The sequence below is a fragment of the Pseudomonas sivasensis genome (assembly GCF_013778505.1).
In the GTDB taxonomy this organism is placed as follows: Bacteria; Pseudomonadota; Gammaproteobacteria; order Pseudomonadales; family Pseudomonadaceae; genus Aquipseudomonas; species Aquipseudomonas sivasensis.
The window spans coordinates 1-15,649 of sequence record NZ_JAAOWU010000029.1; the positions used below are offsets into that span (position 1 = coordinate 1).

The following is a 15,649-nucleotide window of genomic DNA, read 5'->3' on the forward strand; positions in this document are numbered from 1 at the left end:
CCCCATTCCCCCCTCCCCTCACTAAACACCATGACCACCAGCCAGCCCTTCGAACTCGACAGTACTTACCGCCACACGCCGCTAGCCGAAAGCTGGACGTGGAACACATAAGGCGCCGTAACTTTGCCGCATCCCCGCTTCCAATCTTAATCATTCTCAACACTTAGAATAGCAAGTTAGCCAACTAACTAATTTCAAACATCCACTTGAATAGCTCATCACCCGCTTGGCTATCGCTTTAACGATTAACCTAAAAAGTATTTCGCTTTCACATATATTTTACATTCCCCTACATATGATAATGTCATTACGACATCAACGCTGTTCCAACCAGAATCAAAGGGGTGTGTATGGCAGGTGTAATGGCATCCGTTAACAGCCGTACACAACTGGTCGGTCAGAACAGACTGGAATTATTGCTATTCCGCTTTAACGACCAACAGCTGTATGGCATTAACGTCTTTAAAGTCAGAGAAGTTATTCGCTGCCCCAAGCTATCTCTACTACCAAAGTCTAATAACAACATTTGTGGCGTTGCGAATATCCGTGGTGCTTGCATCCCCATTCTAGACCTTGCAATGGCTACCGGGCTGCCCGGCATCACAGATAAAGAAAGCGCCTTTATCATACTTACGGAGTACAACAACCGAGTTCAAGGTTTCTTGGTGTATGCAGTTGAACACATCGTTAACTTGAACTGGGAAGACATTCATCCGCCTCCCAAGGGCAGCGGTGACAACAATTACCTGACGGCGGTTACCCGTACCGATGATCGTCTGGTTGAAATCATCGATGTAGAAAAGGTGCTGACGGAAATCTCGCCCTCGTCCGAGGAAATTTCGATTGGTGTGGTGGATGACGCGGTCAATCAACAGGCTCGACACCTGCGAGTGCTGACCGTGGATGACTCGATGGTTGCGCGTAAACAGGTGACCCGCTGCCTGGAGACAGTGGGTGTCGAGGTCGTCGCCTTGAACGATGGTCGCCAGGCGCTGGATTACCTTCGGGCCATGCTTGACGAGGGGCGCAACCCGGATGAGGAGTTTCTGATGATGATTTCAGATATCGAAATGCCGGAAATGGACGGTTACACGCTGACCGCCGAAATCCGCAGCGACCCACGCATGGCCAAGTTGCATATCGTGCTGCACACGTCCCTATCGGGCGGTTTCAACCAGGCCATGGTCAAGAAAGTCGGGGCCGATGACTTCCTCGCGAAGTTTCGCCCGGATGACCTGGCAGGTCGCGTAGTCGCACGAATCAAGGCCGTGAGTCCTACCTGAAAGGCAAAACGACACTGCTCAAGCCAAGGAGGCTGATGAACAACGTATAAAAAGACCATCAACAGAGGGCATACCATGTTGAAGTGCAATGAACTCGATCTTCAGGCGCCTGATGGCGAGGCAAAGCCATTCTGGCGGGGCGGTGAGCCGTCGCAGGCGCCGTGCGCCTTGGGCTGCGGCGCTAAACCGGTCGCTACGGCCCCAGCGGCTGCGCCAGCAGTCCCAGCCATCCCCACATCGATGCAAAACGAATTAGTCGCCGCACAGGAAATCTGTAGTCGCGCTAAAACCGCCGTTGTCGAGATGTTCGGCCATGCCCGCATGGGCCGGGCACTGGAGCTTGAGCACATCAGTGCATTGGTGGACGACATTTCGAGCTCTATCGCCCGCCACCCTAATGCCTTTATCAGCCTGGCACGCCTGAAAAGCATCGACGACTACACCTACATGCATTCAGTCGCCGTGTGTGCGTTGATGATTGCCCTCGGCAATCAATTGGGCCTCTCTACCGCACTGATTCGTCGCGTCGGCATGGCCGGGCTGTTGCACGACATCGGCAAAATGGCCATACCGGGCGCCATTCTCAACAAGCCTGGCCGGTTGAGCACTGACGAATTGCAGTTGGTGCGTACCCATCCACTGGAAGGGGAAAAAACCCTGCAAGCGACCTCGCAGATGTGCGAAATGGTCGTGGATGTGTGCCTGCATCACCACGAAAAAGTCGACGGCACCGGCTACCCCCATCAGTTGGTAGGGGACCAGATCAGTCTGGTGGCTCGAATGGCTGCGGTGTGCGATGTCTACGACGCAATCACCTCGGACCGCTCCTACAACCAGGGCTGGGACCCCGCCGTCGCCATCCAGCAAATGTCCACATGGGAAGGGCATTTTGATGACGAGGTATTCCGCGCGTTTTTAAAGTCCGTGGGTATTTACCCGGTCGGTTCTATCGTTCAATTGAAAAGTGGCAGTATCGGTGTAGTGATAGAACAACATCCCGAGTCGTTACTGACACCAAAAATCAAAGTGTTCTTTCTGCCCGTTCTAAATATTTATGTAACGCCGAAAATAATAGACCTGAGTGATCCAGAACAACCCGACCGAATTGTCGCGCGGGTACCGCCCCAGCGTTACGGTTTTAAAAACACCGAACGTTTATGGCTCGACGAAGAGATGCCCAAAGAGCATTAAGTAACTCCAAGCGCTGTACAGCATGCCATGCCTAAGCAGCCAATGATAAAACACCGTGCCTTGTGCAAAAGAAGTACCGAAATGTCGACATTCGATGATGTTGGCGACTATTAGCATGGGCAGGAAATATCATGAAATTCAACTCATTGCAGACTCGAATTTGCTTCACCGCCGGACTCTGCCTGTTTATCTCGTGTGCGAGCCTGGTCTCATATGGCCTTTATTCTTCAAGCGCCAATCAAGCGTATGTCGGCACTGAAGTTTCAGCCCTGATTGAAAGCGCCACTATCCGCGAAGTGCAAAACCTGGCTGAGTCGCGTGCCAATGCCATCCAGGCAAAACTGCAGAACGCCTTGGATTCGGCACGCACAATGGCCAATACGCTGGGAGCGAGTAAAAGTGCGCAGAGCCCACTGACCCTCAGCCGTGAGCAGATCAATACGATGCTGCTCAGCGTGCTCAAGGACAACCCCGACTTCAACGGCACGTATTCATGCTGGGAACCGGATGCGCTGGACGGCCAGGACCAAGCCTTTCGTATCAATGAGGGCGGTAACAACCAATTGACCGGTCGCTTCACCCCCTACTGGACACGCAGTTCAGATGGCCATATCGCCGTGCAACCGCTGGTTGAGTACGACTCCGATGCCCGCCACCCCAATGGCGTGTTGAAGGGCGGCTGGTACTCAGGCCCACGGGACACCCAGAAAGAAAGCGTGCTGGACCCACTTCCCTACGTGGTGCAAGGCAAAAATGTGTGGCTGACCACGCTATCGGTACCTATCACTGCCAATGGCAAGTTCTACGGCGTGGTCGGGGCTGACTTCGATATCTCGTTTATCCAGAAACTGAGCGAGCAAATGTCCGCAGACCTGTATGGCGGCAAAGGCTCCGTGTCGATCCTGAGCAATCAAGGGCTCGTGGTGGCTGACAGTAAACGCCCGGAATTCATTGGCCAGTCACTGAAAGGCTTGTTGCCAGGCACTTGGGAAAAGGTGTTGGCGAATGTGCAAAAAGGCCAGGGAGACAGCCGGCTCAATCAGGACTCCCAGGAAATCGAAGTACAGATGCCGATCAATCTGGGGCGCACCGGCAAGCCGTGGGCGATCTTGATCCACCTGCCCAAGGCGGTGGTCATGAGCCAGGCCTTGGCCCTGGAGCAGGAACTGCAGTCACGCGGCGTCAAGAGCAGCATCTGGCAGGTCTCGGTCGGCGTAGGTGTCTCCTTGCTGGCATTGCTGGCGCTGTGGTTTGCCACAGCGAAAATCGTCGGCCCGATTCGTGAAGCTGCCGCTCTGGCCGCGAATATCAGCCTGGGTGATTTCTCTCGCCGGCTGGTGCAGAAATCTGATGACGAAGTCGGCCAATTGTCCTTTGCCTTGAACGATATGTCGGAAAGCCTGCAACGCCAGGTGCGTGTGGCCGAGCGTATTTCCGAAGGGGACCTGGATTTGGAAGTACGCCTGTCCTCGCCCAACGACACCCTCGGCAAATCGTTGGAAAAAATGGTCGGTAACCTGAACACCCTCATTTCCCAAGTGCAGGCCAGCGCCACGCAAATCACCGGCAGTTCCGCGCAGGTCACAGAGTTGAGCCAGTCGCTGTCCGACGGCGCGTCCAATTCTGCATCGTCCATCACCGAAATCAGTGCCGTTATGACCCAGATGGCAGCGCAGACTACCGACAACGCCGCCAACGCGAAGAAGGCAGACGAGCAATCCCAAGCCTCGCGCGCCGACGCCGGGGAAAGTGACAAACTGATGAGTGAATTGATCGCGGCCATGGCGGAAATCGACAATTCGGGCAAAGACATCACCGCGATTATCACCACCATCGACAACATCGCCGCTCAAACCAACCTGCTGGCGTTGAACGCAGCTATCGAGGCCGCACGTGCCGGCGAACTGGGGCGTGGTTTTGCGGTGGTCGCCGACGAAGTCAGAAGCCTCGCCGCCCGCAGCGCCGAAGCCGCCCAGCAAACCGCCGCGCTGATTGCCGACTCCTCGACCAAAACGCAACGCGGCATGATCATCGCCGGCCGCACCGCCGACTCGTTGAGAAATATCGTCACCGGCACCAGCACGGTTTCCAGCCTGGTGTCGTTGATCTACCAAGCCTCCAGCGAACAGGCTTCCGGCCTGCAACAGGCGAGCATCGGCCTGGAGCAGATCGACGAAGTCACCCAGCAGAACCAGGCAAACTCCCAGCAATGCGCAGTGGCGGCCAAGAACCTGTCGGAACGGGCCAACTCCATGCAACAGGGCCTGAGTCGCTTCAAAGTCAAAGCCTCGTAATGCCTCACGCGAAGCCAGGGGGTCGTCAACCTCCTGGCCCAGCGACATAACCCACGCCCATTCATGAAATATTAAGAATCACCTCCCTATACTCATCGATTGTGAGCCGTTCCCTCAAACGATCCCCCTTCTCTCGGTAGCCAGACTCCATGACGCGTCCCGCTCCTCTGCTGCTCCTGCTTGCTGGTCTGCTGTTCTTCTTGGCCCTGGGTAACCATGAACTGCAAGGCTCCACCGAGGCCCGTGTCTCGGGCATTGCCATGGCCATGCACTTGGACAATGACTGGGTCGTACCGCAACTGTTTCGTGAGCCCTTCCTGGAAAAGCCGCCCCTGAGCCTGTGGCTGGACGCCGGAGCGATTCGCCTGTTTGGCGGCACACCTGGGGCGGTACGGCTCGCTTCGGCATTTGCTGGTCTGTTCAGCGTGATGCTGCTCTATGGAATGCTGCACAGGTTCGGACGCCCAAAGACACTGGCGTTTTGCGCAGCGCTGATCCTCGCGACCATGGCCAGTTACTGGGGCAATGTGCGCGGCGTGGGTGAAGATTCACTGCTCAGCCTGGGCGTGACCACCGCGCTGCTGGCGTTCTACCAAGCCGTGCGACCCGGACGTGAGGGTTCCAGCGCGTGGGCATGGATGCTGTTTACCGCCGGCATGGTGATCGCCACCCTGAGCAAAGGCGTGCTGGGCCTCGCGTTGCCGGGCATCGTGATCTTTGTGTACCTGACCAGCATCAGCCTGATGGACAAGCGCCTGCGTATCGGCGAGTGGCTCAAACCGGGCGTGTTCACCGTGCTGGCGTTGGTGCCGTTAATGATCTGGCTGGGCTTCCTGTTCCAGCGCGGCGGGATGCAGGCCGTGGGCGAAGTGCTGTGGACCAACAGCGTCGGGCGGTTCAGCGGGTCGTTCGTCGAGGCTGGGCATTACGAGCCGTTTTACTACTACTTCGCGAAGCTGCCGCAAGCGTTCCTGCCCTGGAATATCCTCGTGTACCTGGGCCTGTGGCACTTTCGAAAAAGCCTGGTGCGCGATCGCTACCGCCTGTTTTTCAGTGTCTGGCTGGTGGCGCAGTTCACTCTGCTGACTCTGGCGTCCAGCAAGCGCACCGTTTACCTGATGGCACTCACGCCAGCCGCCGCCGTGCTCGCAGCAGAATATGCAGGCGTGCTGTTGGAATGGCTCAAGGTGCGCAAGCCGGCGCTGTACCGCTACCACCGGGGGGTGATCATCGGCGTGTTCAGCCTGGCAATGGTCAGCTACCTGACGGCTGCGTTCTGGTTCGCACCCAAAGCAGACAAGCGCGAGTCTTTCGTACCCGTGATCAGTCAGGCCAGGGCGTTTCAAACTGAAGGTAAGAACGTGGTGATGTTCCAGCCCAATGAGCGCATCGCCGGGGCGAGCGTGTTCTATCTGCAGGCCTACTTGCCGATCCTGCAGACCGAAGCTGAATTACACAGTTTTCTCACGGCCAAACCCGGCAACGTTGCATTGCTGGACAACATCCGCCAACTGAGCGGGAAGATCACCGTGATCAAGGAGATGAAGATCGGTCGCCAGCCTTACTACTTCATCGAGCAGTAAGGCCAGCGCACCCAGGGCATCAGTGCTTGGTGAGCTTGTCCAAGTAGCCCATGGCAAAGGCCGAGACCACGAAGGTCATGTGGATGATCACGTACCACATCAGGTGCTGGGGATCGACGTTCTTGGCGTCCATGAAGATGCGCAGCAGGTGGATCGAGGAAATCGCCACGATGGACGCCGCCACTTTCATCTTCAGCGACGAAGAGTCCATGGTGCCCAGCCAGTTGAGCTTTTCCTTGTTTTCATCGATATCCAGCTGCGACACGAAGTTCTCGTAGCCGGAAATCATCACCATCACCAGCAAGCCACCCACCAGCGCCATGTCGATCAACGACAGCAGCAGCAGGATCACTTCCGCTTCCAGCATGGTGAAAATGTTGGGAATCACGTGAATGATTTCCTGGAAGAATTTCAGCGCCAGGATCAATAAACCCAGGGATAACCCCAGGTAGATCGGCGCCAGCAGCCAGCGTGAAGCGTACATAGTGTTTTCGATAAAGCGTTCCATGGGGTCTCACACAGCTTGGCTAAAAATGGCGGCGAGTATACCAGCCGCTACAAGACACCTGTAAGCGCGAGAAAACTGACCCAGGCGGCATCTGTAAGAGAATTTTTCTGCTAGTGTCGAGCCCATCTCAACTCGGCTCGATGACGTCGGACAGGAAAAACTCAGATGATGGATGTGCGATCCCCTTTGGCCAGCATTGGCCTGTGCGCGGCATTGCTGCTGGCCAGCGGCTGCTCCCCCAGCGACGAGCAGAAGCAGACGACCCTCGAAGAGAAAACCGCCAAATTCGAACAGTCCCTCGACAGCATCCAAGACCCCAAACTGCGTGACGCCGTCGCCGACCTCGGCGGTTCGCTGCTATTGCTGGAACGGGCGCGGGTCAAACTGGCCACCAAGCCCATCGAGGCCGAGTACGGCGAGGACAACCTGGCCCTGCTCAAGCACTACCCCACCCCCCAGGCGCTGGTGGATACCTATATCAATGGCCTGTTCGTACTGCGCAAGACTTCACACTCCGACTACCTGACGGATTTGCAGCCGGTCTTCCCGTTCAGTTTCAACATGCCCGACCAATTCCCCTTCCCCCATGGCCTGGAATGGCAGTCGGTCACCTTGAGCAACAACAAAGTCATCCCCTTCCAGCCGGAATGGTCGGAGACAGACCCCGGCATTCAGTTAAGCCCCAGCAGCTCCAACCTGACCAACCCCGATGACCTGACGGTGACCTACCCCTTCATCGACGGCATCGAGACGGAAAACAAGAGCCAACCCCAGCCTGTCACCCTAAAAGGCGCGGTCGAAGTCATCGCGCCGGGCAAGGTGCTGACGTTCGACCTGTCGAAAAAGGACGTGGATCACAAACGCACTGAGGGCAATATCACCCTCAATTTGCTGCTGCTGGAGAAGAACTACGCCGAAATCGAGCTGACCAACAGCGAGCCACTGGCCCCGCAAGTCGGCGACGAGTCGCCAAACCCTCTGCTGGTGCAGGCGCGCGACACTACCGGGCAATTCCTCACACGCTCAGGTTCGATCAACGAAAGTGCCGCGCAAGTGGCCTTCTACGAGAAACAGTTGGCCGAGATGCAAAAGCAGAAGGCCTGGTCGGAGGGGTTCGAAAAACAACTGACGGATGAACAGAAAGCTTTCGAGCATAAGCAGGGCAGTCATTACGCCAAGGTGTATTTCAACGGCCTGATCGATACCCTGCAGGTGAACGTGATGGACTTTTCCACGGCGTCCGTTACCCGCAAGGACCTCGACTTGCCGGTGTTGCGCTTCGACAAAAACAGCCTTGAAAAGACCGTACAAGCCTTGCCGATGCCGGTCACCGTCTACGACGACAGCGCTGCCAGCTGGCTCAAAGACTCGGCAATGACCGAAGAACAACTGAAAAACAGCGTCAGCATCAGCCAGTCTGTCGAAGACGCCAGTGCCGCGCATATCGTGTTCGACCACCCGTTCACCTTTAATGACGACCTGGTCGGTGCAGAGCGCAACAGCAGCGAATCGCCGATTACCTTTTTTACGGCGGACGAAAAAGGTGAGCGCGGCGACCCCATCGAGCTGCCGACCGAAGCGTTCGAGCTGAATCCGGCCCGTGGAACTCTCACCTACGACCTCACCCTGTTCCCGGAAAACCCGGCGTTTGTGGTGGGCTCAATCCCGCTGTTTTTGGCGACTATCGAGAAAGGTGAGTTAGACGTGGCCAAGCTGCCCAAGGGCTTGTCGCTCAAGGACAATGCGCTGATCGTCGATCAGAAAGAATTCCCGGCCGACAGCTGGCGCTTCTATGCCAAGGACGCCAGTGGCCAGTACCTCAAGGAAATCCTTGGGGTGAGCCACCGCGCCGAGGAATACGGCACGGCGATGTTTGACGTGCATTATTTCTACGGCCGACCGACCGCACTGGAAAGCTACCAGCGCACCGACCTGAACACCGTGCAGTACGGCTTCGAGGTCAAGCTGGACAAGCCCGACAGCAAGTGACCGCCACTAGAGCGCAAGCGGCTCATGGTTGCCATTGAGCTGCCGCAGATGGGCTTGCATATGCAGGCACCAGATCTGTGGGTCGCCCGCCACTTCATAGCCGTGCATGGTCAGGCTATCCACAATCGATTCCAGGATGGTTTGCGCCGCAAAAGGCCCATGAAACGGGCCTTGGGACTTGATGGTGGACGGCTGTTCACCGGACATTCCGGCGGCAAATAACAAGGTCCACATCCCGTTATCCCCCGCGAGAGGGCGAATGGAGCATTCGATACGGGTGACCAGGCCAAAGCACTGGCGGGTAAGACAAAGGTTGCGCGGCATGGCGGCGACCCTCGGCAGATCGGTGTTCAGCCCGGCCTGGGGCAAGGCTGTTTCTATCCAGCGACTCCTGTGAATATCCCTAAAGCAGAGAATAGAAGAAAAACCCGACAAACCAAGGCCGTAGGGACCAACGGACATTAGCCCCTCAGAAGAAAGTCAATTTAGTGACGCAACCAGTTCCAAATGTGGAAGGGGGCTTGCTCCCGATGCAGTGTGTCAGTCGACATCTACATGACTGACCTATCGCAATCGGGAACAAGCCCCCTCCCACATGTTTGACCCGGCCTGGCCTCAGAACTCAGGTGGGCTTGGCTTCGGCCAGCGCCTGCTGCGCCAACTCCTTCTCCGCCTCTTTCAAGTCTTCCTCGCTGATCATCTCGGCAATCGCACGCAAACGCTCGACCACTCGCGCATTGACGGTCCCTTCCGGGAACTGCCCCTCGGCGTCAGGCTCACCCGCGTCTTCACCCACCAACAGGCTCAACGCCTCATCGGCCTGGCGCACCGCGTAGATATGGAACTGCCCGGCGCGCACAGCCTGCAAAACCTTCTCATCAAGCATCAACGTAGCAACGTTGGCCTGAGGAATGATCGCCCCTTGCTCACCGGTCAAACCGCGCGCTTCACAGAGACGGAAGAAGCCTTCGATCTTCTCGTTGACCCCACCTACCGCCTGCACTTCACCAAACTGGTTGATCGAACCGGTGATGGCAAAACATTGCTTGAGCGGGGTTTTCGACAGGGCCGAGATCAAGGTGCACGCCTCGCCCAGGGACGCACTGTCGCCATCCACATAACCGTAGGACTGCTCCAGCGCGATGCTCGCCGAAATCGCCAGTGGGAATTCCTGGGCATAACGGCTGCCCAGGTAACCCGTGAGGATCATCACGCCCTTGGAGTGAATCGGCTGACCTAGGTTAACCTCACGCTCGATGTCGACAATGCCGCTGCCGCCCGGGTACACCGTGGCGGAAATCCGCGCCGGTACGCCGAATGCCGAGTCACCGACTTCCAGCACCGTCAGCCCGTTGCACTTGCCCACGGCCGCACCGGCGGTGTCGATCAGGATCACCCCGGCGAGCATGTCGTCGAGGATCCGTGCCGACACGCGGCCAGTACGGGTGGCCTTGGCTTTGAGGGCGCGCTCGATATGGCCGGCATCGGTCATCTCATCGCCGGCCAGGTGGCGGATAAAGTCCGCCTCGCTCACCAGTTGAAACAAGTCACCAATACGCGCCGACAAACGGCCCTGATGCTCCGCCAGCCGCGCGCTGTAAGTCGCCAGCCGCGCCACCGCGTCCGACGTCAACGGCGCCATGCCCTCTTCCGATGTTCGGGTTTTGAGCAACTGGGCGAACTGCTCCAGGCTTTCGTCGACCATCGGGATGTCTTCGTCGAAATCCACCAGCACCCGGAACATCTCCTGGAAGTCCGGATCGGCGTCCTGCAACGCGTAGTAAAGCTGGCGCGAACCGATAATGATCACCTTGACCTGCAACGGAATCATTTGCGGGTTGAGGGTCACGGTAGCCAGACGGCCCAGCTCGCCCAGAGGCGATTCCATCTTCAACTTGCGCGATTGCAGGGAGCGCTTGAGGGCGTCCCACACGAACGGCTCGCTGAGCATTTTTTCGGCTTCGAGGATCAGGAACCCGCCATTGGCACGGTGCAAGGCACCCGGTCGCAGTTGGCGATAGGTGGTGTAGAGCGCGCCCTGGTCGGTGCTGTACTCGATACGGCCAAACAGGTTGTCGTACGTCGGGTGCGGTTCAAACACCACTGGGGCGCCGCCGTTGACCGGGTGCCCAACCACCAGGCTCGGGCAGTATTGCTCTTCGAGCAGCTTGCGGGCCTGGGCGTCGGTCTTGGCGTCGTCGACCAATTGCTCGACCACAGTTTTCAGCAGGTAGACCTGCATCGCCTGCAAGTAACCGCAGACAGCTGCGTTCTCGGCGTATTTTTCCGACAGTGGCGCAAGCAAAGGTTGCAGGGCCAAGGTGATGGTTTCTTCGTTGAACTGGCGCAGTTGGTTGTTGGACTCACGCTTCCACTGCGGCAGGCTGGCCAACTCCTCGTTGAGGCGCTCTTCCAGCTCGGAAATATCTGTGTGGAAACGCTCGCGATCTACTTCCGGCAGTTGCGAAAACTCGGCTTCGTCCAGCGCCTTACCGTCGAGCATCGGCGTGAACGCGATGTTGGAACTGTCGCGGTATAGCGCCACGTCCTTTTCCAAAGCCAGGCGTTCGATCACATCGAGGGCCTTGTCGTAACGCTGGTTGAACGCGCGGTCGATGGCGCTTTTGCGCTGTTGATAAGTCGGGTGCTCAAAGACCGCCGGGAAGGTGGCCACCAGGTTGTCGACCAAGCCGTTGATATCGGCAATGAACGCCGCCGCAGCACCGCCTGGGAGTTCCAGGGCGCGTGGTTCGCGGGGCTCATCGAAATTATTCACATAGACCCAGTCCGCCGGGGTCTGCAGGCGCTTGCCTTCGGCCTTCAGGTAGCGTTTGACGAACGAGAAGCGACCGGTGCCCGGCTCGCCCATGACAAACACGTTGTAACCGGGGCGTGGCATGGCCACACCGAACTGCAACGCTTCAACTGCGCGTTCCTGGCCAAGCACACCGCGAAAGGGCTCCAAATCATTGGTGGTCGAGAAGCTGAACTGTTCAGCGGAAAAAGGACGAGTCAGCGCTTCGGGCGCTAGACGCAGGCTGGCAGCAACAGGATCAGGCATCGGGCTTCCTTACATCAGGCGGGGCAGATGACGGCATTCTGGCTCCCCGTTGCGCGCTCTGGCAAGGCGAGCCTTTGTGAAAGCGTAGACACCGAATGAGTCCTACAAAAAAATCGCGACATCTCTCATTGTTTTATAAAAACACACGGAACCCTTGGAACGTGCCTAAACTCCAAACTGCGCGGGTTGGACTAATAACCGATCCCTAGGGCGCTATGAAGTGCCTGAACCCTTGTCCATTGGTTTGCACACAAAGAGAACAAAGCTATGAAACGGATCCTTCTCGGTACTCTCTTCACCGTCGTCTCCCTCAATGCAATGGCTGAAGCACCAGGTGGCCCAAACTGCGGTTGGGGCAACATGTTGTTCGAAGGCCAGCGCGGCACTCCGGCTCACTTCCTGGCTTCCACCACCAACGGTACTTCGGGTAACGCCACCTTCGGCATGACCTCGGGCACCAACGGTTGCAGCACCAACAGCGCGCTGACCTACGGCGGCAAGTCCTGGATTGCCATGAATGGCATGATGAACGAGCTGTCCGAAGACATGGCCAAGGGTAATGGCGAAGCACTGACCACTTACGCGGTGGTACTGGGCGTTGCTCCGGAAGATCGCGAACACTTCGCTGCAGTGGCTCACGAACACTTCCAGCAAATCTTCAGCAAGGCCGATGTGACCGCTGAAGACGTACACAACAACACTCTGGCTGTACTGAAAGGCGATGCCCGTCTGGCGAAATACGCTACCCAGGCTTAAGCTCGACCTGCCCGCGCCTCCCCAGGCGCGGGTTTTATTTTTGGACCCGCTTCCCCTTTGGGTCTCTCTAATTTCCGACTTAAGTTGCCCCTATGCTCAAACGCTTTGCCTGGATGGCACTCCTCGCCTGCGCCCCGCTGTACGCGGCACCGCACCTTGATGATCAACGTTTGCAGCAATTGGCCAACGATCCGTTCTGGCTTTCGCTGGGCCATTACGAAGCCGGCAAAATCAGTGGCTGGCGCAGTTATGTCAGCGAGCAGAAATTTTTCCTCGCCCCCGATGGTGCCCATCACCCGGATGCCGAACTCAAGGCCACCGTTGAAGCACTCTATGCTCCGGCCAGCCTGGGTGAAAAACACGCCCAATGCGTCTACCCCGCACGTACCCGCTGGTTAAAGGATCAGTTGCACCTGACTGACCTGCCCGCCGTGGACTGCACCGAATTCAAGCAATGGTTCAAGGACGTCTCGCCCCATAGCGCGGTGATGATTTTCCCGGCGGCCTACCTCAACAGCCCGTCCTCGATGTTCGGCCACACCCTGCTGCGTATCGACCAGGCCGACGTGCAGAGCAACAAGACCGCGCTGCTCAGCTACGCGATCAACTTCGGCGCCTATATAGAAGGCTCGGACAACAGCATTCTCTACGCCTGGAAAGGCCTGATGGGCGGCTACCCCGGTCTGTTCGCGCTGGTGCCTTATCAGGAAAAACTCTCCGAGTACCGCAGCCTCGAAAACCGCGACCTGTGGGAATATCGCCTTAACCTCACCCAAGTCGAGACCGAGCGCATGGTCGAGCACGTGTGGGAGCTCAAGCAGATCCAGTTCGACTATTTCTTCTTCGACGAAAACTGCTCCTATCGCCTGCTGGAACTGCTGCAAGTGGCCCGCCCCGGCCTGCGCCTGACCGAGCAATTCCCGCTGACCGCCATTCCTACCGACACCGTCAAGGCAGTGAAGGACGCGGGCCTGGTCGAGAAGATCGACTACCGACCGTCCCGCGAGCGCGAGTTGCTGGAGCGCGCAAAGCCGCTGGACAGCGACGAGCAGCAATGGGTACTCAAGGTCAGCGATGACCAGCAGCAACTACAAGAGCCTGCTTTTAAAGCATTACCCCGCGAGCGTCAGGCCCTGATCATCGACGCCGCCTATCGCCTGGGCCGCTACCGTGCCAATGGCCTTGAACGGGACACCGCACGCTCCCAACGCAGCTTCGAACTGCTGCGCGCGATCAACCAGAACCCCGCGCCCGATCTAAAGATCACGCCTCCCGGCCTGCCGGAAAACGGCCATGAGTCGCGTACCTGGCAAGCTGGCATCGGCACCCGGGGCGACAAAGCCTTCGGTGAATACGGCCTGCGCATGGCCTACCACGACCTCAACGACAACGCCGAAGGCTTCCCCCTCGGCGCCCAGATTGAAATCCTGCAAATGAAACTGCGCCAGTACGAAGGTAACCACTGGCAATTGCAGCAACTGGACCTGGCTACCATCCGCTCCCTGACCCCACGCAACGCCCTGCTGCAACCCTGGTCCTGGCAAGTCACCGGTGGCCTGGAACGCGTGCCGGGCAAACACGACGACGAAACCCTGGTCGCCCACGTCAACGGCGGTGCCGGCGGCACCTGGCAACTACGCGACGACATGCTCGGCTTCGCCCTCGGCACCGTGCGCGTGGAACACAACAACGACTTCAACGAAGCCATCTCTCCCGCAGCCGGCTTCAACACCGGCGTGCTGTGGAAAAACCCGCTGGGCAACTTGAGCCTGGAAGCCAAGGGCGATTTCTTCACCAATGGTGAAGTGCGGCGCAGCATCAGCCTCAACCAACAGTGGGAACTGTCCCGTAACCTGGGCCTGCGCCTGAGCGCACAGCGCGAGTACAGCCACCTGTCGACGCCAGTGAATGAAGTGATGCTTGAAGTGAAGTGGTATCACTACTGACCAAAGCCTGGAGAAAATCAAAAATGTGGGAGCGGGCTTGCCCCCGATGGTGGTGTTTCAGTTAAGTATTGACTGACTGACACTCTGCTATCGGGAGCAAGCCACCTCCCATATTTTGTTAGCATTGCACGCACAATCAGGAGTTCACTCGACATGGCCGTTACCTGCACCACCCTTGAAGACGTTCGAAACAACATCGACCGCCTCGACCAGCAAATCGTCACCCTGCTGGCCGAACGAGGCCGCTACGTATCACAGGCAGCACGCTTCAAAAAAGACACCGATGGCGTCAAAGCCCCACAGCGGGTTGAGCAGGTGATCACCAAGGTGCGGGAATTATCGGAGACCGTGGGCGCAAACCCCGAGGTAACCGAGCAGGTCTATCGCGCAATGATTGCGGCATTCATTGAGCAGGAATTGGCGGAACACAGGGCTTTGGCGAACAGCCAGGCCACATAGTCTTTTGTGGTGAGGGAGCCCAGCTTCCTCATCACCGGTTCGGCACTCACCGACCGATCTCATCGTGCTCCACACCTTTCTCACACCCCTTTCACACCTCCCCGACAAATCCCTATCTAGACTTCCCCTATCAGCCGTTAAACGGTCAGGGAGCAAGCAATGTGGCGGTATGCAGTAATACTGTGTGCGATGGTGTGGCTGGCGGGTTGTCAATCGACTCATCAGGAATTGCTGGCCAGAGGTTATCCACCGGCCTTCGCCGATGGATTTGACGATGGCTGCAGCAGCGGTCGCCAGGCCGCCGGGGTGATTTCCGGTGAGTTTCGCAAAAATGTCCCGCGCTACCTGAAAGACCGGACATACGCCGAAGGCTGGGAGGACGGCTTTCGCCAGTGCAAGGCCGTGCGTGAAAACGAAGAACTGCGCGACTACAAGGACAATCACTGGGACGACCGTGAGCGCGCCTGGCAGCACGAGAAGGATCGCGATGCCGCTCGGGCCTATCGCTCGCAATAGGTCGCTTTCAGACATCCATCGAAACTAAAGCGCAGCGAACATGGCCCAAGCTCCATAGAGGGA

12 protein-coding genes and 1 pseudogene are annotated in these 15,649 nt (G+C 57.7%); 10 read left to right on the plus strand and 3 right to left on the minus strand.

Going from position 1 to position 15,649, the window contains the following annotated elements; genetic code table 11:
• Positions 1 to 350: 350 nt before the first annotated feature.
• From G9Q84_RS27810 to G9Q84_RS27825, 5 genes and pseudogenes are all read left to right on the plus strand, one after another.
• Positions 351 to 1,283, plus strand: coding sequence for a chemotaxis protein CheV (locus tag G9Q84_RS27810; protein WP_032884688.1), 933 nt, complete (start codon positions 351 to 353; stop codon positions 1,281 to 1,283).
• A gap of 75 nt (positions 1,284 to 1,358) precedes the next feature.
• Positions 1,359 to 2,474 carry a cyclic di-GMP phosphodiesterase gene (locus tag G9Q84_RS27815; protein ID WP_122755975.1) on the plus strand — a complete coding sequence of 372 codons (1,116 nt, stop codon included), beginning with the start codon at positions 1,359 to 1,361 and terminating at the stop codon, positions 2,472 to 2,474.
• A gap of 443 nt (positions 2,475 to 2,917) precedes the next feature.
• Positions 2,918 to 3,868 (plus strand): annotated as a pseudogene (locus tag G9Q84_RS30040) (PDC sensor domain-containing protein); the annotation flags it as partial.
• A gap of 111 nt (positions 3,869 to 3,979) precedes the next feature.
• The gene (locus G9Q84_RS30045) at positions 3,980 to 4,768 is read left to right on the plus strand and encodes a methyl-accepting chemotaxis protein (protein ID WP_375803696.1); all 789 of its coding nucleotides are present in this window, start codon (positions 3,980 to 3,982) and stop codon (positions 4,766 to 4,768) included.
• Between the two features lie 149 nt (positions 4,769 to 4,917).
• Positions 4,918 to 6,351, plus strand: coding sequence for an ArnT family glycosyltransferase (locus G9Q84_RS27825; RefSeq protein WP_181644441.1), 1,434 nt, complete (start codon positions 4,918 to 4,920; stop codon positions 6,349 to 6,351).
• A gap of 19 nt (positions 6,352 to 6,370) precedes the next feature.
• Here G9Q84_RS27825 and G9Q84_RS27830 read toward each other — a convergent pair whose 3' ends face one another.
• Positions 6,371 to 6,859 carry a TIGR00645 family protein gene (locus G9Q84_RS27830; RefSeq protein ID WP_005791582.1) on the minus strand — a complete coding sequence of 163 codons (489 nt, stop codon included), beginning with the start codon at positions 6,857 to 6,859 and terminating at the stop codon, positions 6,371 to 6,373.
• A gap of 165 nt (positions 6,860 to 7,024) precedes the next feature.
• On the opposite strand from G9Q84_RS27830, the gene G9Q84_RS27835 reads away from it, so the two are divergent.
• Positions 7,025 to 8,848: a hypothetical protein gene (locus tag G9Q84_RS27835; RefSeq protein ID WP_122755978.1), complete on the plus strand. Its 1,824-nt coding sequence runs from the start codon at positions 7,025 to 7,027 to the stop codon at positions 8,846 to 8,848.
• Positions 8,849 to 8,854: 6 nt separating this feature from the next.
• Here the strand turns inward: G9Q84_RS27835 and G9Q84_RS27840 are convergent, their stop codons facing one another.
• Both G9Q84_RS27840 and G9Q84_RS27845 read right to left on the minus strand, forming a co-directional pair.
• Positions 8,855 to 9,172: a PA4575 family protein gene (locus G9Q84_RS27840; protein WP_032884774.1), complete on the minus strand. Its 318-nt coding sequence runs from the start codon at positions 9,170 to 9,172 to the stop codon at positions 8,855 to 8,857.
• 298 nt (positions 9,173 to 9,470) lie between these two features.
• Positions 9,471 to 11,909: a Lon protease family protein gene (locus G9Q84_RS27845; protein WP_032884683.1), complete on the minus strand. Its 2,439-nt coding sequence runs from the start codon at positions 11,907 to 11,909 to the stop codon at positions 9,471 to 9,473.
• A gap of 267 nt (positions 11,910 to 12,176) precedes the next feature.
• Between G9Q84_RS27845 and G9Q84_RS27850 the strand changes: the two genes are divergently transcribed.
• From G9Q84_RS27850 to G9Q84_RS27865, 4 genes are all read left to right on the plus strand, one after another.
• Positions 12,177 to 12,665, plus strand: a complete 489-nt coding sequence (locus G9Q84_RS27850; protein ID WP_027605327.1) for a DUF3015 domain-containing protein — start codon at positions 12,177 to 12,179, stop codon at positions 12,663 to 12,665.
• Positions 12,666 to 12,757: 92 nt separating this feature from the next.
• Positions 12,758 to 14,611, plus strand: coding sequence for an Lnb N-terminal periplasmic domain-containing protein (locus tag G9Q84_RS27855; RefSeq protein ID WP_095186245.1), 1,854 nt, complete (start codon positions 12,758 to 12,760; stop codon positions 14,609 to 14,611).
• Positions 14,612 to 14,764: 153 nt separating this feature from the next.
• Complete coding sequence (locus G9Q84_RS27860; protein ID WP_032884681.1) at positions 14,765 to 15,070, plus strand: chorismate mutase; 306 nt, start codon at positions 14,765 to 14,767, stop codon at positions 15,068 to 15,070.
• Between the two features lie 159 nt (positions 15,071 to 15,229).
• Entirely contained in the window at positions 15,230 to 15,586 is a 357-nt protein-coding gene (locus G9Q84_RS27865) for a hypothetical protein (protein WP_122755979.1), read from the plus strand.
• Positions 15,587 to 15,649 lie beyond the last annotated feature (63 nt).

Excerpts from the sequence above, each read along its gene's own strand:
- G9Q84_RS27810 (WP_032884688.1), top strand. The coding sequence starts at position 351 with ATGGCAGGTGTAATGGCATCCGTTAACAGCCGTACACAACTGGTCGGT.
- G9Q84_RS27815 (WP_122755975.1), top strand. The coding sequence starts at position 1,359 with ATGTTGAAGTGCAATGAACTCGATCTTCAGGCGCCTGATGGCGAGGCA.
- G9Q84_RS30045 (WP_375803696.1), top strand. The coding sequence starts at position 3,980 with ATGGTCGGTAACCTGAACACCCTCATTTCCCAAGTGCAGGCCAGCGCC.
- G9Q84_RS27825 (WP_181644441.1), top strand. The coding sequence starts at position 4,918 with ATGACGCGTCCCGCTCCTCTGCTGCTCCTGCTTGCTGGTCTGCTGTTC.
- G9Q84_RS27830 (WP_005791582.1), bottom strand. The coding sequence starts at position 6,859 with ATGGAACGCTTTATCGAAAACACTATGTACGCTTCACGCTGGCTGCTG.
- G9Q84_RS27835 (WP_122755978.1), top strand. The coding sequence starts at position 7,025 with ATGATGGATGTGCGATCCCCTTTGGCCAGCATTGGCCTGTGCGCGGCA.
- G9Q84_RS27840 (WP_032884774.1), bottom strand. The coding sequence starts at position 9,172 with ATGCCGCGCAACCTTTGTCTTACCCGCCAGTGCTTTGGCCTGGTCACC.
- G9Q84_RS27845 (WP_032884683.1), bottom strand. The coding sequence starts at position 11,909 with ATGCCTGATCCTGTTGCTGCCAGCCTGCGTCTAGCGCCCGAAGCGCTG.
- G9Q84_RS27850 (WP_027605327.1), top strand. The coding sequence starts at position 12,177 with ATGAAACGGATCCTTCTCGGTACTCTCTTCACCGTCGTCTCCCTCAAT.
- G9Q84_RS27855 (WP_095186245.1), top strand. The coding sequence starts at position 12,758 with ATGCTCAAACGCTTTGCCTGGATGGCACTCCTCGCCTGCGCCCCGCTG.
- G9Q84_RS27860 (WP_032884681.1), top strand. The coding sequence starts at position 14,765 with ATGGCCGTTACCTGCACCACCCTTGAAGACGTTCGAAACAACATCGAC.
- G9Q84_RS27865 (WP_122755979.1), top strand. The coding sequence starts at position 15,230 with ATGTGGCGGTATGCAGTAATACTGTGTGCGATGGTGTGGCTGGCGGGT.